The sequence below is a fragment of the Empedobacter sp. GD03739 genome (assembly GCF_029843245.1).
Taxonomy (GTDB): domain Bacteria; phylum Bacteroidota; class Bacteroidia; order Flavobacteriales; family Weeksellaceae; genus Empedobacter; species Empedobacter falsenii_B.
Genome location: NZ_JAOCHX010000017.1, coordinates 1 through 24,689, shown reverse-complemented (window position 1 = coordinate 24,689; position 24,689 = coordinate 1). Strand labels below are relative to the sequence as shown.

The following is a 24,689-nucleotide window of genomic DNA, read 5'->3' as shown; positions in this document are numbered from 1 at the left end:
ATGCGATTTTTAGGCTACATATTCTTCTTTTTTATCCAAACTATTTTTCTTTTTGGACAAGAAAAAACATATCATTTTTTACGGTATAATGATGATACAAAATCGTATACAAAAGATTTCGAAAGCAAAAATCTTGATTCATCTTTAGATTCGCTTCAAAAAACAGGTTATTATACTTTGACGATTGATTCGATAAAAAATGAAAAAGTTTATCTAAATAAAGGAAAATTGTACCAAACAATTTGGGTGAAAAACAATGAATTGTTCGAAAATAAAAATAATTATTTCCCAACAAATAATTTAGATTCTATTCTAAATAAAATAGCAACAACCAACACTAATCAAGGTTATCCGTTTGCGCAAATAAAACTTGTTCCAAATGGTTTTGAACAAAATGAACAGAAAATTGAATTGGTTTTAGACAAAGGAAATCTGCGAACAATAGATGGTGTAAAATTGGTTGGTTACGAAAAATTATCCAAAGGTTATTTGCGTCATGGACTCAATATAAAAACTGGCGAAGTATACAATGAACAGAAGTTGGCAACAATTTCGACATTAATGCAACAAACCAATTATATTGCAGAAGCGCAATTACCACAAACTTTATTTAAGCCTGATTCTACGATTTTATATTTGTATCCTCGCAAAGTAAATTCAAATTATTTTGATGGTGTTTTAGGTTTTGGAACAGATGATAACGGCGATTTTAGATTGAACGGAAATGTACAACTTTCGTTGAACAACGTGTTCAATAGTTTGGAAGAAATCAGGTTAAATTGGATTGGAACAGCAAATAAAAATACGTCGTTGAATATTGGTGTTAAAGTACCTTATTTGTTCAAATCTGCGATTGGTTCGGAAACGAATTTCAAGCTTTTCAAACAAGATTCTGTTTTTGTGAATTTAGATTTTTCGGAGCGATTATTTTATCAACTCAACCTCAACTCGAATATTGGTGTAAGCGGAATTATACAATCGTCTAACTTTTTGTTGGAAGATGATTCCTATCTAAAATCGAGCTACGACGATTATTCGAAAATTGGTTTTGGTTTGAGTTATCACTATTTCCTGAAACATCCTTTTCGTTTGATGGAAGGAAAATCTATGTTGAATGTTGTGGTAAATTCGATTCGTAAAAAGGAAAAGAATTTTTCGTGGACAGAAGATTTGGAAAATAAAACCGTCAATCAAATTGAAGTTGGTCTAAAAACATTTCGTTTATTCGAATTGTCCAAAAAACATTTCTTAAAAGCTGGTGCAGAATTTAGAGGTTTGCTCACGAAAGACGATGATTTCTCCGAAAACGAATTGTACAGAATTGGTGGTTTTGGTAGTTTTAGAGGTTTTAACGAAGAAAGTATTACAACAAATATGTACGGATTTTTGAGTGCAGATTATCGTTTTGTTCCAAGCGAAGCATTCTATATTGGACTTTTCGCCGATTATGGTTTTATAGATAACAAACGCGCAAATCTGAATACGTCTTTGTTAAGTTTAGGAACTGGAATTTCTTTTTTAACGAAAATGGGAATTTTCAATTTGAGTTATGCAGTTGGTAAAACAGACGAAACTTCATTCGATTTTAAAGAATCTAAAATCCACTTTGGGATATTAAGCCAGTTTTAAAAAAACATTACAAAGTTTATTTATCTGTAACCTACATTTATTTAAATCATATCTGTTTGTAATGTCCGTAAAAAAACTTTTATCACAAACAAGTCTGTTTTAATTTACCAAACGTACTGTGTGAATGAATACTAAGAATTTTTATTAAAAAAACTTTAAATTTTTATAGGTTTATTGTTAACATTTTCGTGAAATTAGCTACTTATAAAATACTCACACAAAATAAATTTAAAAATGCGTAAAATTTTTTATCCAGTTTTAGCTTCAGCTTTATTTTTAGCTTCAGCTCAATTGGTGTCTGCACAAGACAATTTAGTTAATTCTTTGAACAAAAATGTTAGTGAAAATAGTAAAGAAGCTTTCAAATTTACTGATGTTATCAATTTAGCTAAAACTCCAGTAGAAAACCAAGGTTCATCAGGAACTTGTTGGTCATATTCAGGAAATTCTTTCTTCGAATCTGAAATGTTAAGAATGGGAAAACAACCTATTCAATTGTCTCCAATTTTCAATGCGAGAAATACATATGTTGAGAAAGGAAAACAATATGTACGTATGCACGGTGCAACAACTTTAGGTGACGGAGGTTCTTTCTATGATGTTTTGAATACAATCAAAAAATACGGAGCTGTTCCAACTGAAACTTACACAGGTTTGAATTACGGAACAAAAACAAATCAATTTGGTGAAATGGCTGCAATTCAAGAAGGAGTTTTGAAAGCGGTTGTTGCAAATCCAAATGGTAAATTAACACCAAACTGGGAGAAAGCCTATACAGCTGTTTTGGATAGCTATTTAGGAGAATATCCAAAGGAATTCACGTATAACGGAAAAAAATACACACCACGTACATTTGCTGATCAAGTGGTAGGAATTAATCCAAACGATTATGTTGCGATTACATCTTTTAAAGATCACGACTATTACAAACCGTTTGTATTAGCGATTCCTGATAACTGGGCGTACGAATCTTTCTACAATGTTCCGATGACAGAGATGACTGATAACATTGATTATGCTTTGAAAAACGGATTTACAGTTGCTTGGGCAACAGACGTTTCTGAAAAAGGATTTAGCTGGAAAAATGGTGTAGCGTATGTACCAGAAGTTGATTTTGCAGATATGAATGCGCAACAAAAAGCAGATATGTTCAAAGGTCCAAAACCAGAAAAAGTAATTACAGAAGATATGCGTCAGGCTGCTTTTGATGATTACCAAACGACTGATGACCACGGAATGCACATTGTTGGTATTGCAAAAGATCAAAACGGAAAAGATTACTACATTGTGAAAAACTCTTGGGGTTTAACTAACGATTACGAAGGATATCTTTATGTAACAAAAGCTTTTGTTCAGTACAAAACAACAAATATTTTAGTTCATAAAAACGGTGTTCAAAAACAAACGTTGAAAAAATTAGGAATTTAATTTCTGATACAATCATAATAAAAGCATTTCTTCGGAAATGCTTTTTTTGTTTAAAAACGAATATTTCAAATGGTTTGATGTACTTTTGCAGTCTAATTTTTAGTCAATAAATATGCCTCAAAATGTAACGATACGCATATCTCCTACAGAAGCTGCAAACGAGAAACTTCTGAAACAACGTTTAGCATCTGCTGTTAAAACAAAACCAGAGAATATCAATGCTTACCAAATTATTCGTCGCTCTTTAGATGCACGAAGCCGAAATATTATTTCCCAATTACAAGTCAATGTTTTTGTAAATGAAGAATTCTCTGATGCTTTCGAGTTTCATCCAAATCTTCAAAATGTAGAAAATAAACACGAAGTTTATATTGCTGGTGCTGGTCCTGCTGGATTATTTGCTGCGTTAGAATTAATAGAACAAGGTCTGAAACCAATTATTATCGAGCGTGGTAAAAATGTTCGTGATCGTCGTCGTGATTTAGCTGCGATGAATAAAGAAGGAAAAGTAAATCCTGAATCTAACTATTGTTATGGCGAAGGTGGCGCTGGAACTTATTCGGACGGAAAATTATATACGCGTTCTACAAAACGTGGAAACATTCTGAAATCATTGCAATGGTTTGTCCATTTCGGTGCAACAGAGCGTATTTTACAAGAAGCGCATCCACATATCGGAACAAATAAGTTACCTGGGATTATCGCCAACATGCGCGAAGCAATTATCGAATGTGGTGGTGAAGTTTGGTTTGATACAAAACTAACGGATATTATCATCGAGAATAATCAAATCAAAGGAATTGAAATTAATCATGATAAAAAAATTAAAACTTCTTCTTTGATCTTAGCAACGGGACATTCGGCTCGTGATATTTTCAGAATGCTAGATGAAAAGAAAGTTTTAATCGAAGCAAAACCTTTTGCATTAGGCGTTCGTGTAGAACATCACCAAAGTTTGATTGATTCTGCTCAATATCATTGTCCAATCGGAACAGAACGCAACGAATTTCTTCCGCCAGCCTCGTATTCATTAGTTTCTCAAGAAGCAGGTCGCGGCGTTTTCTCTTTTTGTATGTGTCCCGGTGGAATTATCGCGCCCGCATCTACAGACGAAGGAGAATTGGTAGTAAATGGTTGGTCACCTTCTAAACGTGACGGATTCTTTGCAAACTCGGGAATGGTTGTAACAGTTGATGAAAAAGATTTTGCTAAATATGGTTTTACTGGACCTTTGGGTGGAATGAAGTTTCAACAAATGGTCGAGCAAAAAGCGTGGCAAGTTGGTGAAGGTAAATTAAAAGCTCCCGCACAACGAATGACTGATTTTGTTTCAGGGAAATTATCCAATTCATTAAACGATTGTTCTTATTTACCAGGTTTAACATCAGGTTTATTGAGCGAAGTTTTACCAAAAGAAGTTCATCAATCTTTGAAATTAGGTTTCCAAACATTTGGTAAAAAAATGAATGGTTACTATACCGAAAATGCAAATATTGTGGCAACAGAATCAAGAACTTCTTCGCCTGTTCGTATTCCGAGAAATGAAGAAACCTTAGAACATACGCAAGTTGCTGGTTTATTTCCTTGCGCTGAAGGAGCTGGTTACGCTGGTGGAATTATTTCTGCCGCAATGGACGGAGCAAAAGTTGCAATTGCTGTGAAGAATTTTATCGGAAAATAGTTTTATATTTAATACTCAAAATAAAATACAGATGTCAAGCTGAACTTGTTTTAGCTTCACATCTTTAGGAATGATGAATTTAGAAAAAGTAAATAATTTCAAATTTTTATTGATTTCAGTAGTACTGATTTTGATAGGTTATTCAATCAACTTAATCGGTTGGAATATTGGAACAATTACAATTGCTTATTTTGGATTAGGTTTATTCTTTTTAGGAATTATTTCATTCATCATTTTACTATTTTTAGCTTTAATTAAAATTGTTAATAGAATTTAATGAATCTCTTAAAATCTATACTATTTGTCGGTTTAGGTGGCGCTTTTGGTAGTGTTGCAAGATTTTTAATTTCGTACGGAATCGGAAAATATTATTCACAACCTTTTCCATTTGCTACGTTTTTGACAAATATTATCGGTTGTTTTTTGATTGGCACTTTATATGGATATTCAATCAAAAATGGTTTAGGAAATACCTATTTCAATTTTTTACTGATAACTGGATTTTGTGGAGGTTTCACGACATTTTCAAGTTTTTCGTATGAAAATTTCAACTTAATTCAACAACAAAATTACATCACACCAATTATTTATATTTTTTTGAGTGTACTCATTGGTTTACTCTTTACAATGATTGGTTTTAGATTAACAAAATAACTCTATATCGAAAATAGTTTTCTCTTATTCGTTTTAATGTATTACTTTTAAGCAACTTAAAAAATTAATACATGAGGAAATCTATTTTGATCTGCGGAATCATTTTTGGTTCTGTATTTACTCACGCACAATTAAAAACAGTGAAAAAAACTGACAATAAAGGATATACCTACGAAATGGTAGAAAATGATCCTTCGAATACAAGAATTTATACGCTAAAAAATGGTTTGAAAATCTATTTGGCTCAAATAAAAGACGAACCAAGAATCCAAACTCATATAGCTGTAAAAACAGGTTCTAACAACGATCCAGAAGACAATACTGGTTTGGCTCACTACTTAGAGCATATGGTTTTTAAAGGAACTTCTAAAATTGGAACACAAAATTGGGCTGTTGAAAAACCTTTGATCCAACAAATTTCAGATTTATACGAACAGCACAAAGCAGAAAAAGATCCTGCAAAAAAAGTAGAAATCTATAAAAAAATTGATCAAGTTTCGCAAGAAGCATCCAAATATGCTGTGGCAAACGAATACGATAAATTAATTTCATCTTTGGGAGCATCAGGAACTAATGCACATACATCTTTAGAAGAAACAATTTATCATAATAATATTCCGAATAATGAATTAGAGAAATGGTTAACAGTAGAATCTGAGCGCTTTAGTGAATTAACTTTACGTCTTTTTCATACTGAATTAGAAGCCGTTTACGAAGAATTTAATCGTTCACAAGACAATGATGGACGTTTAGTTTTTTATAAAATGATGGAAACATTGTTTCCAAAATCGCATTACGGAACACAAACAACTATTGGAACTTCAGAACATTTAAAAAATCCATCAATGGTTGCAATTCATAATTATTTCGATAAATATTATGTAGCGAGCAATATGGCTGTGATGTTGATTGGTGATTTCGATTTTGATACGGCTGTTCCAATGATTGACAAATATTTTGGAAATTATGCTACAAAAGCAGCTCCTGCACAATATGTTGCAAAAGAAGAGCCGATTAAAACAATTGTAACAAGCGAAGTTTTTAGTCCATCTTCGGAACGTGTTCAGTTTGCTTACCGTTTTAACGGAGCAAAAAGTTCTGATGCAAAATATGTAACATTAATTGATTATATTTTAAGTAATTCTACAGCTGGATTAATCGACTTAAATATCAATCAACAGCAAAAAACATTAGGAGCAGGAAGCTCTTCTTCTTTCTTTAGAGATTATGGTATGCATTCTTTTTCTGGATCTCCAAAACAGGGACAAAGTTTAGAAGAAGTACGTGATTTATTAATTGCTCAGATTGAAAAAATCAAAAAAGGGGAATTTGATGATTGGATGATAGAAGCAGTTGTAAATGATTTAAGAAAATCTCGTATGAAAAGCTGGGAAAATACTCGTTCTTTAGCAGCAAGTTTGTACAAATCATATATCAATGATGTTCCTTGGGCAGAAGTTGTCGATCAATACGATGATATGGGTCGTGTAACAAAGCAAGAACTAATGGACTTTGCAAAGAATAATTATACGAATAATTATGTAATTGTTTACAAACGTCAAGGTGAAAACAAGGATTTGGTACGTGTTTCGAATCCTGGAATTACGCCAATTCAATTGAATCGTGATGCTGAATCTACTTGGTACAAAGATTTCATGAAGATTAAATCAAGTGAGATTAAACCAGTTTTTGTTGACTTCAAAAAAGAATTGAACGAAAGTAAAATCAAGAATGCAAAATTCACTTCGATTCAGAACAAGACAAACGATATTAGCTCTGTTTACTATATCGCGGATATGGGATCAGACAATAACAAAAAGCTTGGTTTAGCGATTAATTACTTAAATTATTTAGGAACGTCCAAATATTCGCCAGAAAACTTGAAAAAAGAGTTTTATAAAATTGGTGTTGATTATGGAGTTAATCCTGGTACAGAAAGAACTTCTGTTTATATCACAGGTTTACAAAAGAACTTAACAAGCGGAATCAAATTATTTGAACATCTTTTAAGTGATGCCGTTGCAAATAATGAATCTTACCAAGAATATGTGAAAACAATCTTGAAATCAAGAGAAAATTCAAAAAAGAACAAAAACGTGATTTCTTCTTTGTTGAACACTTATGCGCAATATGGACCAAATAATCGCTCGAGAGATATTATTTCTGAAGCTGATTTGAAAGCTATTGATCCAAAAGAATTAACGCAAATCATCAAAGATTTCTTTAATTACAAGCACCAGATTTTCTATTACGGAAATAATGAAGCGGAAACGAAAAAAGCAATTGAACAAAATCATAATTTCGGGAAAAATTTAGATTATCCTAAGAAAAAAGAATATCCACAACCAGCTACAGATGGCAAAGTATATTTTGCTCCTTACGATATGGTACAAGCGGAAATTAATTTCTTTGCTCGTGATACTAAATATGATCCAACTTTGTTGACATCTACAGGAATTTTCAATGAGTATTTTGGTGGAGGTTTGTCATCTATCGTTTTCCAAGAAATTCGCGAGTCTAAATCATTGGCTTATTCTGCTGGTTCTTATTACATTAATGCAAATAAAAAAGATAATTACAATTATGTAAGAGCTGTAATTGGAACACAAGCAAACAAATTGCCACAAGCTGTTGACGCAATGAAAGAATTAATGAATAATATGCCAAAAGCAGAAAATCAATTCAATAATTCTAAGCAAGCAGCACTTAAGCAAATCGCTACAAGTCGTTATACAAAAGCAAATGTGTTCTTTTATTGGTTATCATTACAAGATAAAGGTCTAAATTATGATATCAATAAAGATATTTACGATCAAACATCTAAATTAACATTAGATCAATTGGATCAATTTTTCCAAAAACATATCAAAGGTCAAAACTTCAATGTTGGTTTAATTGGTAAGAAAGAAAACTTAGATTGGCCATCTGTTGAAAAACTTGGACAAGTAAAAGAATTAACGTTAGAAGAGTTGTTTAACTACTAATAATCAAACACATAAAAACAAATAAACGCGTTTAGGAAATCCTACAACGCGTTTATTTTAAAAACTAACCAATGAATGAAATCACTCAAACACCAAATAAGGCTCAATTTCCATAAACTTTTCTTCACTTATTGCATAACATCTTTTCAATGTTTTTGCATCTTTAAAACTCCCACCTAACGAACGTTTAAAATTAAGAATCGTATTTACTTGTTTCTCTGTGAAACCGAGTTTTATCCAATCCTCATGACTCAAATTATTTGGATTAAACTTACCTTTTATTTCTATTTTTTCTGCTACTTTATCTTCACTTTTTGACTGTTCAACTTTTGGCTGCTCAGCTTTATAAATTACATTTTCAGGTAAATCAATATAAGATTCCATTTCTGCATATTTTTCATCCGAAATCATATAACATTTTTTCAATTGTTCTTTCGATTTAAACTGACCTCCCAAAATATTTTTATATTTCATAATTGAAGCAGCTTGTTTAGACGAAAAACCTATTTTTTGCCAATCATTTTCAGAATAACTATTTGGATTAAATTTTACATATTGAATCTTTTTGCCACTTTGTTTTTTCTCATTTTTTTCATCTTCCTTTGATTTTTCTGGTAACAAAATATACGTTTTCATCTCTGCATATTTCGCATCATCAATCACAAAACATTTCCTCAATTGCTCTTTCGAGGTAAACTTTCCTCCAACAATCTGTTTATATTTCATGATTATTTCTGCCTGTTTTGGCGAAAAACCAAGTTTTTCCCAGCCTTGTTGTGGCAAATCATTTGGATTGAAATTTTTGTAAACTATTTTAGTTTTTGGTGATGAATAATCTATAAAACTCGATTTAGATTGTTCTGGTAAAAGAACAAAAGGAGCTAATTCATTATACTTTCCTTCATCGATAACATAACATTTCTTAAGCTGTTCTTTCGATGTAAATTCTCCGCCAACAATTCCTTTATATTTCAAAATGACTTCGGCTTGACGTTCCGAAAACCCTAAATTCATCCAATCTTCTAAAGATAATTCGTTTGGGTTAAAGGGTTTGATTGAATCTTTTACTTGTTTATTTGAAGTAGAATTAAATGTATAATTTTTCGGAGTTTTTTGATAATTTGCTAGCAAAGCTTTATCTGCTTCTGATAATTGATATGTTTCTTTTTCAACTGAAATATGTTGAAAAATCTCAAATAACAAAATCAAAACAAATAATAAATACAAGCCAAATCTTTGCGATTTATTCAGGTAAAAAGTAGATTTTTTTAAATATTTCATCTTGGTTGGAAAAGAAGTGAAAATAATATCCTTATCAAACACTCACGATATCGAAAACGACATAACCATCAAATATTTAACAAATTAAGAAATCTAAAATTAATAAAAGGTTTTAAGTATTTGTAAATATTTTTTACAAATCAAAAACCGATTTTCGTTTGATAACAAAACAATCTTTTACCCAAAAAAAGAATAACATAATAAAATAACCAATAAAGGTTAAACCGAAAGTTGCAAAGGTTAAATAAATGAAAATCAAACGTAATTTTGCAACGCGAATTCCCAATTTGTCTGCAAATCGCGAAATCACATTAAACCATTCTGTTTCGGTAAAATTCCTAATTTGATCTTTCATTTAACGTAAAATTTGTTGTCCGATAGCGCAATTTAAACATTTTTTTTCGGAGCAATATCTTTTTTTAAGTTGAATTAATTGTTGAGAATCTTTTGCGGTTTTATTTTCAAAACCAATTCGTTCAAATTCATCTAAAATCGAGTTATTTTCCGCTTCCATTTCATTTAATAAATCCAAATAAAAATCAATTTCTACCTCATCTTTTTGTCGCTCAAAAGCATAACGAATCGGAATAATAGAATTGATGAGCAAATTATTTATTTTATCTTTTGAAAGATTTTTGAGTTGAAATTTTGATTCGTTCTTAAATGTATAATGCGTTTCCCAAAAAGAATTTAATTCCAAATTTTCGAAGATTTTATAAAATTCTTTCAAATTTTTTGGCTGAATAATTTCAGAAAACAAACTTTGATAATTCACATAAATCGATGCTAATTGCGCCAAACGAATCGTCGGAAAACCAATTGGTCGCATTTTCGAAAATCGGAACAAACTATTTTCAATTGATTCTAATTGATATTTATTTTTCAGGAATTGATATTCGTTTTTTAATTGCTTAGAATAATCATTCTCATAGTTTTCTTCTAAAAAACTGGCTTGTCCAAAAAACAAGGCTTCAACTTTTTGGGCATTAAATTGTATTTTTTGCAAAACTTTGAACGGAAAAGAATTTGCCCAAATCTCAAAAGTTTCTACATTAACTTTTAATCCAAAATTCTTTGCCAAACTTTTGAACAATGTTTCTTCCCAATTGGAATTATTGTGTTCTAAAATTTGTACAATATCGTTTGTTTTTTCTTCGAAACGTTCGATTAAAATTCGTTCAAACCAAAAAGAAAATTGCTTCAAATCAATTGAATCTAAAAATTCTTCACAATAAATTTTATCCAACTTAGAATTAATAATATTTTGATAATTAAAAACAATTTCCGGTTTTACAAAATCTTGTAAAATCAAAGTTTGTACATTACGTTGACGCAAAATATCAACTTCACAATCGTGATTCCATACAACATGCAAAATCACATTTTGATACGATAAATCATTTGAATGTTGATGAAAATTCCAATCCGAAGAATTGACATGCATTTCGACACTTCCAATCCACAATTTATCGCCAATGATGATTTCTGCTTCCAAAAAATCTGGCCCAGCATGATGGTTTAACTTTCCAACTTTCACAATTTCAATGAAATCTCCATGAAAAGTTTGTAAGCTTTGATGTGAAAATTGATTCAATTTCCAAATATGATGTAGAAAAATTTCTTTCATAGACAAAAGTTAATCAATGAATTATAAAAAATCATTAAAATAAATACTTATTTTTTTTAAATTAATTAAACGTTTGTTTAACTTTGCACGTTCAATTTTTATAAGATGAAATTAAGTGAGAAGCAAATAGAAATTTTGGGCGCGGCTGAACGAGTTTTTGGAAGACGAGGAATTGATGCTGCAAGTGTTCGAGAAATTGCAAAAGAAGCAAACATTAACATTGCGATGATTAGCTATTATTTTGGATCAAAAGATAAATTGGTCGAGAATTTATTTAGTTGGCGTATCACAACTTTCAATGAATCATTGGCCTCGATTTCTCAAAATTCGACACTTTCTCCATTTGAAAAGTTACAGTCAATCCTAAAAGCTTATTTGAATAGAATTTTAGATAAACCTGAATTTCATGGAATTATGGCAAGAGAATATTCGAAAAGAGATTCAATTTTAGAAATTGATTGTAAAGTCAATGAGTTAAAAACGAAAAATTTAGAATATATCACTAACATTATTAGTGAAGGATATTCTGAAGGCGTTTTTAAACGAAAAGCTCCTGCCGAAGCTGTTGTAATGGTAGTTATTGGTGGAACATCTTATTTGATTTTGAACGAAAAAACATATATGAAACAATGGGGATTATCTTCTCATGAAGAGTTTACAGAACATATTCACGAAGAATATTACCCTTATTTAATAGATTCTTTAAAAGCAATTTTACTATACGATGAAAAATAAAATTTTCTTACCGATTTGTTTAGTTGTTGCTACTTTCGCTCATGCGCAGGAAACCAACGTTTCTTTGCAGGAAGTTATTCAACAAAGTTTGCAGAACAACAAATCTGTGAAAGTTGCCGAAGCTGCTAAAAATACAAGTGAGTATAAAGTACAAAGCGCGAAAAACAATCGTTTACCAGACATTTCGTTGAGTGGACAATATATGCATTTGTTTACGACAACAAATGTAGACATCAAACTTCCGATGCAATCTTCTGGTGGAGGAATGGGAGTTGAACCGAACCAATTATTATTAGGACAAGCAAGTGCTTCTGTTCCTGTTTTTGCTGGATTTAAAATTAAAAATGCAATCAAAAGCAATGAATTAATGGTTGATTTATCAAACTTACAAATCGAAGCAACAAAAGAAAATGTGGTTTGGCAAGCTATTAATTTATATTTTGGATTGTACAAAACGCAACGTTCTATCGATGTGTTGAATGAAAACTTAGTGAGAGCAAATCAACGTGTGAAAGATTTTCAAAACTTTTTGGATAACGGAATCATCGCGAGAAATGATTTGTTGAGAGCAAAATTGCAAGCATCGAATGTGCAAGTTGCAATTGATGAAGCCGAAACGCAATACAAAAACATCAATTACCGATTGAATTTATTGACTGGACAAGACGAAAGTAAAATCGTTCATGTTGATAATGTAGAAACCTTGAAAACCATCAATCAAAATTCTCAAGATTACGTCAATCGTACAGATATTAAATCATATGATGTAAAAAATCAGATTGCTGATAGTCAAATCAAAATTGCGAAAGCAGCTTATTACCCTCAATTAGCGGTTTCAGCTGGATATATTGCGATGGATATTGATAAAGTTGCTTCGGTTACAAATGCAACAAATGTTGGTGTCGGATTGAAATATGATTTATCTTCTTTGTATAAAAATAAAGCAGAAGTTGAAATTGCAAAAGCTCAGAAATTAGAAAATGAGATGCAAAAAGAAACGACAATTGATAAAGCTAAAGTTGAAATGAACGAAGCTTTTCAAAAGTATGATTTAGCAAAAAAGAAAAATAATGTTTACAAAGAAGCTGTAGAACAAGCGAACGAAAACTACAGAATTGTAAAAGATAAAAATGACAACGGATTGGCTGATACAGACGATTTATTAGAAGCGGATGTACAACAATTGCAAGCAAAAATCAATCAAGTTGTCGGAGATGCTGACGAACAATTAGCGATCTACGAATATTACTATACTACAGGAATTTTATTAGAAAACGTACAATAACACCTCTCGATATGGAAGAAAATAATCAAGAAAAGAAAAAAATAAATTCAAAATTTATCATCGTTTTAGGAGCATTAATCATCCTTGGAGGTGGATATGGAGTTTATAAATATTTACACGGACAAGCGCACGAAATTACTGATGATGCACAAATTGAATCAAAAATAACACCTGTTATACCTAAAGTTTCAGGATACATTCAGAAGATTTTAGTAGAAGATAACCAAATGGTTCACAAAGGTGATACATTAGTTGTTTTGGATGGATCTGAATTTGCCTTGAAATTGCAACAATCGCAAGATGCTCTATTACAAGCAGAAGGTCAATTAGGAGTTGCTCACGCAGGTGTTTCTCAAGCTGGTGCAGCTATTGGAGTGACAGAAGCTGGTGCAGTTGCAGCAAATACAACAATCGAAACAGCTCAAGCAAGTGTTAATACAGCTCAAGCAAATGTAGAAGCAGCAAAAGTACAAGTTTGGAGAACGAAAAATGATTTTGATCGTTACAATAAATTATACCAAAATCAATCGATCACAAAACAACAATACGAGCAAGCTTTAGCAGCAAAAGAAACAGCTGAAAAGCAATTGCGAATTGTACAAGAACAATTAGGTGTTTCTCGTGCTCAATTAGCTTCTACAGCAAAACAAGCGCAAGCTACAGCAAAACAAGTGAACACTTCGAAAGCACAAGCTGATGCTTCAAAAGCACAAATTAAAGTTGCGGAAGCAGCAATTGGTCAAAGCAAAACAAACATCGATAATGCAAAATTATATTTGTCTTATACGTATGTAATTGCAGCTGAAGATGGACAAGTTTCTAAAATTAATTTACAACCAGGACAATTGGTTCAAGCTGGTCAATCTTTGTTTAATATTGTGACAACAAATAATATTTGGGTTGTGGCAAATTACAAAGAAACTCAATTAGAAAAAATTAGAGTTGGACAAGAAGCCATCATCAAAGTAGATGCATATCCAAACCACGAATTCAAAGCGAAAGTAACGTCTTTATCTCCTGCAACTGGTGCTAAATTTGCGTTATTACCTCCAGATAATGCGTCTGGTAACTTCGTAAAAACAGTTCAACGTCTTCCGATTAAAATCGAATTTATCGATCAAAAAGACGAAATGTTGAAAATGATTCGTCCAGGTATGAACGTGGAAGCTGATATTCTTTTAAAATCGAATACTTCTGCAAAGTAATAACACCTATTCAGAAAAATTATGGAAGAAAATAATTTAGTTGAATATGGTGCAAGACGTGTAATCATCACCATTACCGCCATCATGTGTGCATTGTTAGAGATTGTTGATACAACAATTGTAAACGTTGCGATGAATGACATGAAAGGTAGTTTGGGTGTCTCTTTAACTGATATTGCGTGGGTGGTTACCGCTTACGCAATTGCCAACGTAATTGTAGTACCGATGACCAGCTGGTTGTCGCAACAATTTGGACGACGCAATTATTTTGCGGCTTCGATTATCATTTTTACAGTTGCCTCATTTCTTTGTGGAAATGCAACAACGTTGTGGGAAATTATCTTGTTCCGATTTATACAAGGACTTGGTGGTGGAGCGCTATTAGTAACTTCGCAAACCATCATTACCGAAAGTTATCCACCCGAAAAACGTGGTTTAGCGCAGGCAATTTACGGAATGGGAGTTATTGTTGGTCCTACGCTTGGTCCGCCTTTAGGAGGTTATATTATTGATAATTGGTCTTGGCCATATATATTTTACATCAATATTCCGATCGGGATTATTGCAGTATTGTTAACGATATCATTTGTTCGCAGTCCAAAATATGCAGAGAAATCAAAACTAAGTCAAGTCGATTTCTTGGGAATTATTTTGTTAGCCATTGCAGTTGGATCGTTACAATATGTATTAGAACACGGACAACAAGACGACTGGTTCTCAGATTCGACAATTGTAACCTTAAGTATTGCAAGTTTCTTCGGATTCATTTTATTTGTTTGGCGAGAATTAGTTTTCAAACATCCAATTGTAAATTTACGTGTACTGAAAGATAGCAACTTGGCAGTTGGTACTATTTTATCCTTCATCTTAGGATTTGGATTATATGGATCGACATTCGTTATTCCAATTTATACACAATCAATCTTAGGATGGACAGCAACTGATGCTGGTTTATTATTAATTCCTTCATCGTTGATGACTGCATTCATGATGCCAATCATCGCAACAATGTTACAAAAAGGTGTACCACCTAAATATATGGTTGCAGGAGGATTCTTTATCTTTTTCTGTTACAGTTTTTGGTCATACAAAATCTTAACACCAGACACAGGTTCCGAGCATTTCTTTTGGCCATTAATTGTTCGTGGAGTTGGATTGGGATTATTATTTGTACCTGTTACTACACTTTCACTTTCTAGTTTGACGGGGCAACAAATTGGTGAAGGAGCTGCCTTTACAGGAATGATGCGTCAGTTAGGAGGATCTTTTGGTATCGCGATTATTACAACATTTATTTCGCGTTGGACAGTTGGACACCGAACAAATTTAGTTTCGCATCTTGATACATCTGATTTTGATGTACAAAAACATATTCAGAATTTACAAATGAGCTTCGTGAGCAAAGGTTTTGCTCCAAATGAAGCTTTAAATAAAGCCTATAACCTACTCGATTTACAAGTTACCAAACAAGCAACTGTGTTAACTTATATGGATGTTTTCTTGTATTTGGGTGTAGTTTTCCTAATCTGTATTCCATTTATTTTGTTCTTTATCAAAAAAGGAGCAGGTAAAGTAATCAGTGCAGGACATTAAAAAAGAATAATTATTTTAATTTTCAGTTTTTTATAAATGTAAAATCCATCTCAATTTATTGGGATGGATTTTTTTGTTGAATTAAATAGAAATAGATTATTTTAGATACTCAATACTATTTATGAAAAATTCTATATTAACATCTATTACAGCTTATTTCCTCTTTTCTTTTTCTGTCAATGCGCAAAAAGTTTTTACATCAGACGTGGATAATTTTTGGACTGCTTATGATAAAATAACTCAAACTAAAGATTCTGTATTGCAATATAAATATTTGAATGACGACTATTTATCAAAAGGTACACAAGGTTTAAAATTAATTAGAGAAGCAAGAAATTATACCGAAAAAGATTATATCAATGCAATTAATACTTATCCTAAATTCTGGAATTCGGTTCGAAAAAATACCTTAAAGTCTAAGAATCTATCAAAAGATTTGAATAAAGGAATTAAAAAACTCCGATTGATTTATCCTGAATTAAAACCAGCTAATATTTACTTTACAATTGGTGCATTACGTACAAATGGAACAATAAAAGATGGAAGTGTTTTGATTGGAAGCGAAATTGCGATGACGGATAAAAATACCATTACAGACGAATTTCCTGAAAATCAACGCAACTCAAGACGTTTGTATTTTGATAGCGAACCGATTAATAATTTAATATTATTAAATGCGCATGAGTATGTACATACACAACAAAAATTACCAGCAAACAATCTTCTTTCTAATGTTATTTACGAAGGTATTGCAGAATTTGTCTCCACAAAAGCAATGAATGTACCATCGGTAGCTCCTGCAATAGCTTATGGTAAGAAGAATAACGAAAAAGTAAGAGCACGATTTGAACAAGAAATGTTTACTCTTAATAATTTAAACAAATGGCTTTGGGGAGATTCTCCAAATGAGTTTGGTGTAAGAGATTTAGGTTATTATGTCGGTTATCAGATGGCTGAAAACTATTACAATCAAGCGAATAATAAACAAAATGCAATAAAAGAATTAATCGAATTAGATTATGCAAACGAAGCTGTTATTGAAGATTATGTAACTAAATCAAATTATTTTTCTAAATCATTAGAAGAACTTCAAAAAGATTTTGAAAGCAAAAGACCTACTGTTCTTGGAATAAAACAATTTAACAATTACAGTAAAAATGTTGATCCCAAAACAAAAGAGATTACCATCAATTTTTCTGAACCTCTAAATGGATTTAATACTGGAGTAGATTATGGTGAATTAGGTGAAGCCGCATTTCCTAAAAGTGATTTCAAGAAAAGATATTGGTCAAATGATAATAAAAGTTGGACAATTAGTGTAGAATTAGAACCAAATAAAAAATATCAGTTTATGATTACAAGTAATTTTAGAAATACAACTAATTACCCTCTAAAAAATTATTTGATAGAATTTGAAACTTCTAATTAGGTTTTTGAATAAGTAAAATCCTTGTCAAGATTCAAAACTTTGACAAGGATTTTATTTTTTTAACCATTAACCGCTCTAAAAAAAGCGTCTAATTTCTTTTCATCTAATTTTCCGTCAGTTCTTACACCACTGCAAATATCTACGCCAAAAGGCTGAACAACATCAATCGCTTCACGAATATTATCAGGATGAAGACCGCCAGCCAAAAATAGAGGAATGTTAATTTCTTCTCTAATTTTTTTACTAATCGCCCAATTGTGCGTGCGCCCTGTCCCTCCCAGTTCTTTTACTTGTAAGTTAGGATTTCCGCTATCTAATAAAATAGCGTCTACAAACTGAGATTTCTCTATCGCTTCAGTTACCGAATTTTCATCAATTACATGAATCACTTGTACCAATTTTACCCAAGGTAATTCGTTTCTCAAAATTTGATATTCTTCGTTTTTCAGCTCATCAACCAACTGAATTGTATTCGTATAAACTTTTTTATAATGTTGAATAATTGTTTCTGAAGTTGTTTCACTTGTTAATAAAAACGAAGCTAATGTTGGCGGGATAATTTGTGTAATATCTTTGATTAAATCATCACCAATAATACCTGGTCCGCTTGGCATATTACCAACTAAACCTAATCCACTCGCTCCATATTTTATCGCTTGTTGTGCTTCTTCTTTGCTACTAATACAACAAATTTTAACTCTTGTTTTCATCATTTGTTTTATTCTTAATACTATAAATATATAAAAAAACACCTCAATTTCTTGAAGTGTTTTGTATGATCTAAGATTTAAAATTGATGTTAGAAATCTTCTTCCGAACCTTTTAATTTTTCTGCATTTTCTGCCATTTTCAATGCATCAATCATTTCTTGAATATCTCCATTCATAAAGTTATCCAAATTATAAATTGATTTGTTGATACGGTGATCTGTTACACGTCCTTGCGGATAGTTGTATGTACGAATTTTAGCCGAACGGTCACCAGTCGAAACTAACGATTTACGTTGAGCAGAACGTTCTGAATGTTTTTTCTCGAACTCGATTTCATACAATTTTGTACGTAATAATTGTAACGCTTTTTCACGGTTCTTATGTTGAGAACGCGCTTCTTGACAAACAATTACAATTCCAGAAGGTTTGTGCGTTAATTGAACTTTTGTTTCAACTTTATTTACATTTTGTCCTCCCGCACCAGACGAACGCGCTGTTTGATACTCCAAATCTGCTGGATTAATCACTACATCAACTTCCTCTGCTTCTGGTAAAACCGCAACCGTAATCGCCGATGTATGCACACGCCCTTGCGATTCTGTTTCAGGAACACGTTGTACACGGTGAACACCCGATTCGTATTTCATCGTTCCATACACTGCATTTCCTTCTACTTGCATCACCAACTCTTTGTATCCTTTTCCAGATGCTTCAGAAGTATTTAATACTTCGTGTTTCCATCCTTTTTCTTTGAAATACATCGAATACATGCGGTAAATATCTTCTACGAAAATCGCTGCTTCATCTCCTCCTGTACCAGAACGTAACTCGACAATGATGTTTTTCTCATCTTCTGGATCTTTTGGAATCAACATCATTTTGATTTCTTCCTCTAAAGGTGGAATCGCATTGATTGCTTCGTCTTTTTCTATTTTAGCTAACTCAACCATTTCAGCATCAGAACCATCTTGAATAATTTCGTCTGCTTCCTCAATTACATTGATTAAGTTTTCGTATTGTTTTTGCATTTCAACAAAGTCTTTCAAATCAGAATATTCTTTGTTTAATTTCGCATAACGAGCTTGATCTGTTACGATATCTGGTTGGATGATTAAATCTGCTACCTCATCGAAACGTTGTTTGATTGCTCTTAATTTATCTAATAGACCTAAATCTGCCATATACTTTTATTGGATTGCAAAGATACAATAACTCAAGGGATTCAGAAAATTTGAATAAAAAAAAACCGATGATTTCTCATCGGTTTTGTAATTTATTGTTGAAAATATTATCTCGTAAATAATAATTCTCTGTATTTTGTTAAGACCCAGTATTCGTTGTCTACCATTAATTCTAACTTATCCGCATGGTAACGAATTTCATCATAATATGGTTTTACTTTATCACAATAAGCATATGCTTTCTCTTCTAAAGATTCAACCACATTTGCTTCTTTACGCGCATCCATCATTAAGTGCAATTTTGCGTTTAATTCGTTTACATGCATCGAAATTTTCTTTAAAATGATTAATTGCTCGCCTGCATATTCTTCATAATCATCTCCAAAAATATCTTTGAATCCTTTAATGTTTTTGATCAATATATTTTGATATTTGAAAGCTGTCGGAATAATATGATTCCTAACAATATCACCTAAAACACGACCTTCAATCTGAATTTTCTTGATGTAATCTTCTAATTCGATTTCATAACGCGCTTCAACTTCTGTGTTGTTCATTACATTAAGCTCCGAGAATAAATCCAACGATTTTTGAGAAACTTTTGCTTTTAAAGCTGATGGAGTTGTTTTGTGATTTGACAATCCTCTACGAGCTGCTTCTTCTTCCCATTCTTTGCTGTATCCGTCTCCTTCGAATAATATATTTTTTGTTTCTTTGATATACTCACGTAAAACATTGAAAATTGCTTCGTCTTTTTTCAAACCTGTTTCAATCAACGCATCAACTTCTTTTTTGAAATCGATCAATTGTTTTGCTACAATTGCATTCAACGTTGTCATTGCATTTGCACAGTTTGCAGTCGATCCTACAGCACGGAATTCGAATTTATTTCCTGTAAAAGCAAATGGTGAAGTTCTATTACGATCTGTATTATCTAATAAAACGTCTGGAATTTTCCCAACAACGTTTAATTTTAAATCAGTTTTTTCTTCTGGAGATAATTTTCCTGTCGAAACACCTTCTAATTCTTCCAATACTTTTGTCAATTGTTGACCAATAAAAATTGAAATAATTGCTGGTGGCGCTTCATTCGCACCTAAACGGTGGTCATTAGAAGCAGAAGCGATAGAAGCACGTAACAATTCCTCGTAAATTGAAACTGCTTTGATGGTATTGATAAAAAACGTTAAAAACTGTAAATTGCTGTTTGGTGTTTTTCCTGGCGCTAATAAATTTACTCCAGTATCTGTTGCTAACGACCAGTTATTGTGTTTTCCCGATCCGTTAACTCCTTTGAATGGTTTTTCGTGAAACAATACTTTAAAATGATGACGCTCACCTACTTTTTGCATCACATCCATTAATAATGAATTGTGGTCAACTGCTAAATTCGTTTCTTCGAAAATTGGCGCTAACTCAAATTGATTCGGCGCAACTTCGTTGTGACGAGTTTTTACAGGAATTCCCAACAACATACATTCGTTTTCTAAATCGCGCATATAATTTAAAACACGTGTAGGAATCGAACCAAAATAATGATCTTCTAATTGTTGACCTTTTGCAGAAACATGTCCTAACAACGTTCTACCAGTTTGTAAAATATCTGGACGAGAAGCCGCTAAAGCATCATCAATTAAAAAATATTCTTGTTCCCAACCTAAAGTCGGAGTTACTTTCTTCACATTTTTATCGAAGAACTTCGCTACTTCTGTAGCTGCTTCATCAATTGATAAAAGCGCTCTTAACAAAGGTGTTTTATTATCTAGAGCTTCTCCTGTGTACGAAACAAATACTGTCGGAATGCATAAAGTTGTTCCAAAAATAAATGCTGGTGAGGTTGGATCCCAAGCTGTATATCCACGTGCTTCGAATGTATTACGAATTCCTCCATTTGGAAAAGAAGATGCATCTGGTTCTTGTTGAACTAATAATGATCCACTAAATTTTTCTACAGGATCTGCTCCATCAAATGAAGTTTCGAAAAAAGCATCATGTTTTTCTGCTGTTGTTCCTGTTAATGGCTGAAACCAGTGTGTATAATGTGTTACACCTTTGCTCATCGCCCATTCTTTCATTCCTAAAGCAACAAAATCTGCCATTTTACGGTCGATTTTAGTACCATAATCCATTGCAGAACGAACGGCTTTATAAGCTTCTGAAGTTAAATGTTGACGCATTGCTTTGTCATTGAAAACATTGCTTCCAAAAATTTCTGATTTTTTCCCTAATTCAGGAACAGCTACCGGTTTGCGATTGCTTGCGGCTTTTAATGCTTCAAAACGAAATGATGTCATAAGAAAATTACTTTGTGTTGTTTTATGATGCAAAAATAAATAAAAATTAAACACAAAATAAAAACACCCCTATTTTTTTAGGGGTTAAATTATAATTTCATTACAAATAAATTCAACACCCCTTTATTTTAGTTTAGATTTTCAAAACATCAGTGTAAAATTAATTTTTATTTAACATTCGAATAAACTTCTTTAAACGAAAAAAGCAGTTTCAATTGCTTGAAACTGCTTTTAGACACTCATAATATAAAAAGTTTTTGGTCTATCTGAAACGGTCTACTGATTTTACAAGATCATCATCCTTCTTAATCAAACGATTGGCAATTGACAGAAGCACAATCGAAGCTAAAGGAACTAATGCCCAAATACCTTTCTCAGAATTTCCTTCTCCAGGTAATGTTAATAGACAATATACAAAAGAACCAATTAATAAAACATTCAAAATAATGTTTAACCATCCTAAGCTAATCTGTAACTTACGTTTTTTGAAAAACATAATGGTTAAAAATGAAATTAAAGCTGATGAGAAAAAGGCTAACGAAAAAATGTAATCTCCTTTCTCCGGATTTTGTAACCAATTTAATGGAATATCAAACAGCTTATCAAAATTCATGGCGAATATACTCGAAATTATTCCACTTAAGAATAAATATATACTTTGCTTTCTTTGAATCATTTCTTAAATTTCGAATACAAATGTAAAAAAACTTTTTGAGTTTTTATAATTATTCGTACTATTGCATTAATAAATCTCAAATTTATACGCTTTATAACAATTCTATTGTTATGATTCCCAATTACTTTATTGAATAAAAAAAATATAAACACATTAATACCTTCATTATAGGATTATGTTTGATATCGAAGAATTAAAATCATTCAAATTACCAGATTTACAACAAGTTGCAGAGCAACTGAAAATCGATGGGTATAAGAAATTAAAAAAAGGCGAATTGTTAGACGCTGTTTTAGGTTTTATCAACAGCCAACCAAAGGTTGAAGAAAAAGCTGAAACAAAACCTGCTAAAAAAGATAAAGCTGAAAATCTACCTACAGAAGAAAAGAAACCGAAACGCAAACGAGTTCAGAATTCGGAAGGAGAAGTTCAACAAAAAGAGGCTGTTGCAGAAGAAGTAAAAACTGAAAAAGTTGAAAATATTTCTACCGAAACAGAAAAAAAGGAAGAAAATAATCCTCGCGTTAATAAATTTCAGGAACGAGCAAACAAAAGCCAAGATCTGAAAAAGAATAACCAAAATAATCAGAAGAAAAATAATCAATCTGATAATCGTAATCAAAACGATCAATCTCAACAAAATAATCACCACAACAATCAAAATCAAAAAAATAAATATCGCGCTGCGAATTATGAATTTGATGGAATTATTGAAACTGAAGGTGTTTTAGAGATTCTACCAGATAATAATTATGGTTTTTTACGTTCATCTGATTTTAATTATTTGTCTTCACCTGATGATGTGTATGTTTCGCAATCTCAAATTAGATTATTTGGATTAAAAACGGGAGATACAATTACAGGAGAAGTTCGCCCTCCAAAAGAAGGTGAAAAATATTTTCCTTTAATCAAAATCAAAGAAATCAACGGTCGTACGCCAGATTATGTACGTGATCGTATCGCTTTTGAGCATTTAACTCCTCTTTTCCCTAACGAGAAATTCAATTTAAGTAATTCTAAATCTTTATCAAATCGCGTGATTGACTTATTTACACCAATAGGTAAAGGTCAACGTGGTATGATTGTGGCGCCACCAAAAACGGGTAAAACAACGTTATTGAAAGATATTGCGAATGGAATTGCACAAAATCATCCAGAAGTTTATTTGATTGTTTTATTAATCGATGAACGTCCGGAAGAGGTAACAGATATGAAGCGTTCGGTAAACGGAGAAGTTATTGCATCTACGTTTGATGAGGAAGCAAATCGCCATGTGAAAGTTGCGAATATCGTTTTAGAGAAAGCAAAACGTATGGTAGAATGCGGACATGATGTGGTGATTCTTTTAGATTCTATTACACGTTTGGCACGTGCTTATAATACTGTTTCGCCAGCTTCTGGTAAAGTATTGTCGGGTGGTGTTGATGCAAATGCGTTGCACAAACCAAAACGTTTCTTTGGAGCAGCTCGTAATATCGAAAATGGAGGTTCTTTAACAATTATTGCAACTGCATTGATTGATACAGGTTCTAAAATGGATGAAGTTATTTTTGAGGAATTTAAAGGAACAGGAAACATGGAATTACAATTGGATCGTAAGATTTCGAATAAACGTATTTTCCCAGCGATTGATTTGGTAAGTTCTTCTACGCGTAAAGATGATTTGTTATTAGACGACAAAACACAACAATTAATGTGGGTTCTTCGCAACCATTTATCGGATATGAATCCTGTAGAAGCGATGGAATTCTTACACGATCGTATCAAACATACGCGCTCTAACGAAGAGTTTTTAATCTCTATGAATAAGTAATTTATTACAACTTATAATTTCAAAAACCATCTAAAGTTATTTAGGTGGTTTTTTATTCATTTTTTTCGATTAATATTTTACTAAGTTTTTCAAAATCTCCATCTTGCCCAAAATCTTCTACATTTTTAATAGTACCACGAATAATACTTTGCCTACATTCAAAACATATCTTAGCAATACCTGATATATTTCCTTTATTTTTAAAAATTAAAATATCTCTAAACCAAGGTATACATCCCATAGAATATGAATCAACAACTTTCTTTTCACTAAAAATAGAATTGATTTCATTGTAATATTTTGGTTCTATAGTTTTTTTAAAATATCCTATTTGCAACAACTTTTCTTGAAAATTTTTATCAGATATACCATTAGGTTTATATCCATGAATAATATTGAATTCAAAATTTTCTATTTTTAAAGAATCCTTATCTTCAATTACTTTTATATTTTTAGATAGTTCGATATAGTTAGAATCTAATCT

20 protein-coding genes are annotated in these 24,689 nt (G+C 31.9%); 12 read left to right on the top strand and 8 right to left on the bottom strand.

Annotation, left to right across the window (positions count from 1 at the left end; genetic code table 11):
* The 6 genes from N5E64_RS07220 to N5E64_RS07195 all read left to right on the top strand — a co-directional run bounded on the left by N5E64_RS07220 (position 1) and on the right by N5E64_RS07195 (position 8,376).
* Positions 1–1,629, top strand: a complete 1,629-nt coding sequence (locus tag N5E64_RS07220) for a hypothetical protein (protein ID WP_280036696.1) — start codon at positions 1–3, stop codon at positions 1,627–1,629.
* Positions 1,630–1,863: 234 nt separating this feature from the next.
* Positions 1,864–3,057 carry an aminopeptidase C gene (locus N5E64_RS07215; protein WP_280036695.1) on the top strand — a complete coding sequence of 398 codons (1,194 nt, stop codon included), beginning with the start codon at positions 1,864–1,866 and terminating at the stop codon, positions 3,055–3,057.
* A gap of 112 nt (positions 3,058–3,169) precedes the next feature.
* Positions 3,170–4,738 (top strand): NAD(P)/FAD-dependent oxidoreductase, encoded by a 1,569-nt coding sequence (locus N5E64_RS07210; RefSeq protein WP_219033725.1) that lies wholly within the window; start codon positions 3,170–3,172, stop codon positions 4,736–4,738.
* Between the two features lie 70 nt (positions 4,739–4,808).
* Positions 4,809–5,015, top strand: a complete 207-nt coding sequence (locus N5E64_RS07205) for a hypothetical protein (RefSeq protein ID WP_125349604.1) — start codon at positions 4,809–4,811, stop codon at positions 5,013–5,015.
* On the top strand, positions 5,015–5,392 hold the full coding sequence (crcB, locus tag N5E64_RS07200; RefSeq protein ID WP_125349605.1) for a fluoride efflux transporter CrcB: 378 nt from the start codon (positions 5,015–5,017) through the stop codon (positions 5,390–5,392). The genes N5E64_RS07205 and crcB overlap by 1 nt, the downstream gene beginning before the upstream one ends.
* Before the next feature lie 71 nt (positions 5,393–5,463).
* Positions 5,464–8,376: a pitrilysin family protein gene (locus N5E64_RS07195; protein WP_115001672.1), complete on the top strand. Its 2,913-nt coding sequence runs from the start codon at positions 5,464–5,466 to the stop codon at positions 8,374–8,376.
* A gap of 81 nt (positions 8,377–8,457) precedes the next feature.
* Here the strand turns inward: N5E64_RS07195 and N5E64_RS07190 are convergent, their stop codons facing one another.
* The 3 genes from N5E64_RS07190 to N5E64_RS07180 form a co-directional block, all read right to left on the bottom strand.
* A complete protein-coding gene (locus N5E64_RS07190) occupies positions 8,458–9,657 on the bottom strand; it encodes a helix-hairpin-helix domain-containing protein (protein ID WP_219033727.1) in 1,200 nt (399 codons plus the stop codon).
* A gap of 133 nt (positions 9,658–9,790) precedes the next feature.
* Entirely contained in the window at positions 9,791–10,012 is a 222-nt protein-coding gene (locus tag N5E64_RS07185; protein WP_125349608.1) for a PspC family transcriptional regulator, read from the bottom strand.
* On the bottom strand, positions 10,013–11,284 hold the full coding sequence (locus N5E64_RS07180) for a DUF2851 family protein (RefSeq protein WP_125349609.1): 1,272 nt from the start codon (positions 11,282–11,284) through the stop codon (positions 10,013–10,015).
* 105 nt (positions 11,285–11,389) lie between these two features.
* Between N5E64_RS07180 and N5E64_RS07175 the strand changes: the two genes are divergently transcribed.
* The 5 genes from N5E64_RS07175 (at position 11,390) to N5E64_RS07155 (ending at position 17,531) form a co-directional block, all read left to right on the top strand.
* A complete protein-coding gene (locus tag N5E64_RS07175) occupies positions 11,390–12,019 on the top strand; it encodes a TetR/AcrR family transcriptional regulator (RefSeq protein WP_219033728.1) in 630 nt (209 codons plus the stop codon).
* The gene (locus N5E64_RS07170; protein WP_052217631.1) at positions 12,009–13,304 is read left to right on the top strand and encodes a TolC family protein; all 1,296 of its coding nucleotides are present in this window, start codon (positions 12,009–12,011) and stop codon (positions 13,302–13,304) included. Before N5E64_RS07175 ends, N5E64_RS07170 begins: the two co-directional genes overlap by 11 nt.
* An 11-nt stretch (positions 13,305–13,315) precedes the next feature.
* Positions 13,316–14,509, top strand: a complete 1,194-nt coding sequence (locus N5E64_RS07165; protein WP_038332984.1) for an HlyD family secretion protein — start codon at positions 13,316–13,318, stop codon at positions 14,507–14,509.
* 21 nt (positions 14,510–14,530) lie between these two features.
* Positions 14,531–16,102, top strand: coding sequence for a DHA2 family efflux MFS transporter permease subunit (locus N5E64_RS07160; RefSeq protein ID WP_038332982.1), 1,572 nt, complete (start codon positions 14,531–14,533; stop codon positions 16,100–16,102).
* Between the two features lie 121 nt (positions 16,103–16,223).
* Complete coding sequence (locus N5E64_RS07155) at positions 16,224–17,531, top strand: DUF2268 domain-containing putative Zn-dependent protease (RefSeq protein WP_115001677.1); 1,308 nt, start codon at positions 16,224–16,226, stop codon at positions 17,529–17,531.
* Positions 17,532–17,590: 59 nt separating this feature from the next.
* Here N5E64_RS07155 and N5E64_RS07150 read toward each other — a convergent pair whose 3' ends face one another.
* The 4 genes from N5E64_RS07150 to N5E64_RS07135 form a co-directional block, all read right to left on the bottom strand.
* Positions 17,591–18,244, bottom strand: a complete 654-nt coding sequence (locus N5E64_RS07150; protein ID WP_260391979.1) for a phosphoribosylanthranilate isomerase — start codon at positions 18,242–18,244, stop codon at positions 17,591–17,593.
* A gap of 86 nt (positions 18,245–18,330) precedes the next feature.
* On the bottom strand, positions 18,331–19,422 hold the full coding sequence (gene prfA, locus N5E64_RS07145; protein ID WP_038332970.1) for a peptide chain release factor 1: 1,092 nt from the start codon (positions 19,420–19,422) through the stop codon (positions 18,331–18,333).
* 107 nt (positions 19,423–19,529) lie between these two features.
* Positions 19,530–21,716: a glutamine synthetase III gene (locus tag N5E64_RS07140; protein ID WP_125349613.1), complete on the bottom strand. Its 2,187-nt coding sequence runs from the start codon at positions 21,714–21,716 to the stop codon at positions 19,530–19,532.
* A gap of 262 nt (positions 21,717–21,978) precedes the next feature.
* Positions 21,979–22,392, bottom strand: a complete 414-nt coding sequence (locus tag N5E64_RS07135) for a DUF4293 domain-containing protein (RefSeq protein ID WP_038332961.1) — start codon at positions 22,390–22,392, stop codon at positions 21,979–21,981.
* Positions 22,393–22,567: 175 nt separating this feature from the next.
* On the opposite strand from N5E64_RS07135, the gene rho reads away from it, so the two are divergent.
* Entirely contained in the window at positions 22,568–24,205 is a 1,638-nt protein-coding gene (rho, locus tag N5E64_RS07130; protein WP_280036679.1) for a transcription termination factor Rho, read from the top strand.
* A 52-nt stretch (positions 24,206–24,257) separates the two neighbouring features.
* Here rho and N5E64_RS07125 read toward each other — a convergent pair.
* Positions 24,258–24,689: hypothetical protein (locus tag N5E64_RS07125; RefSeq protein WP_280036677.1), on the bottom strand; the 432-nt coding region annotated here is incomplete at its 5' end.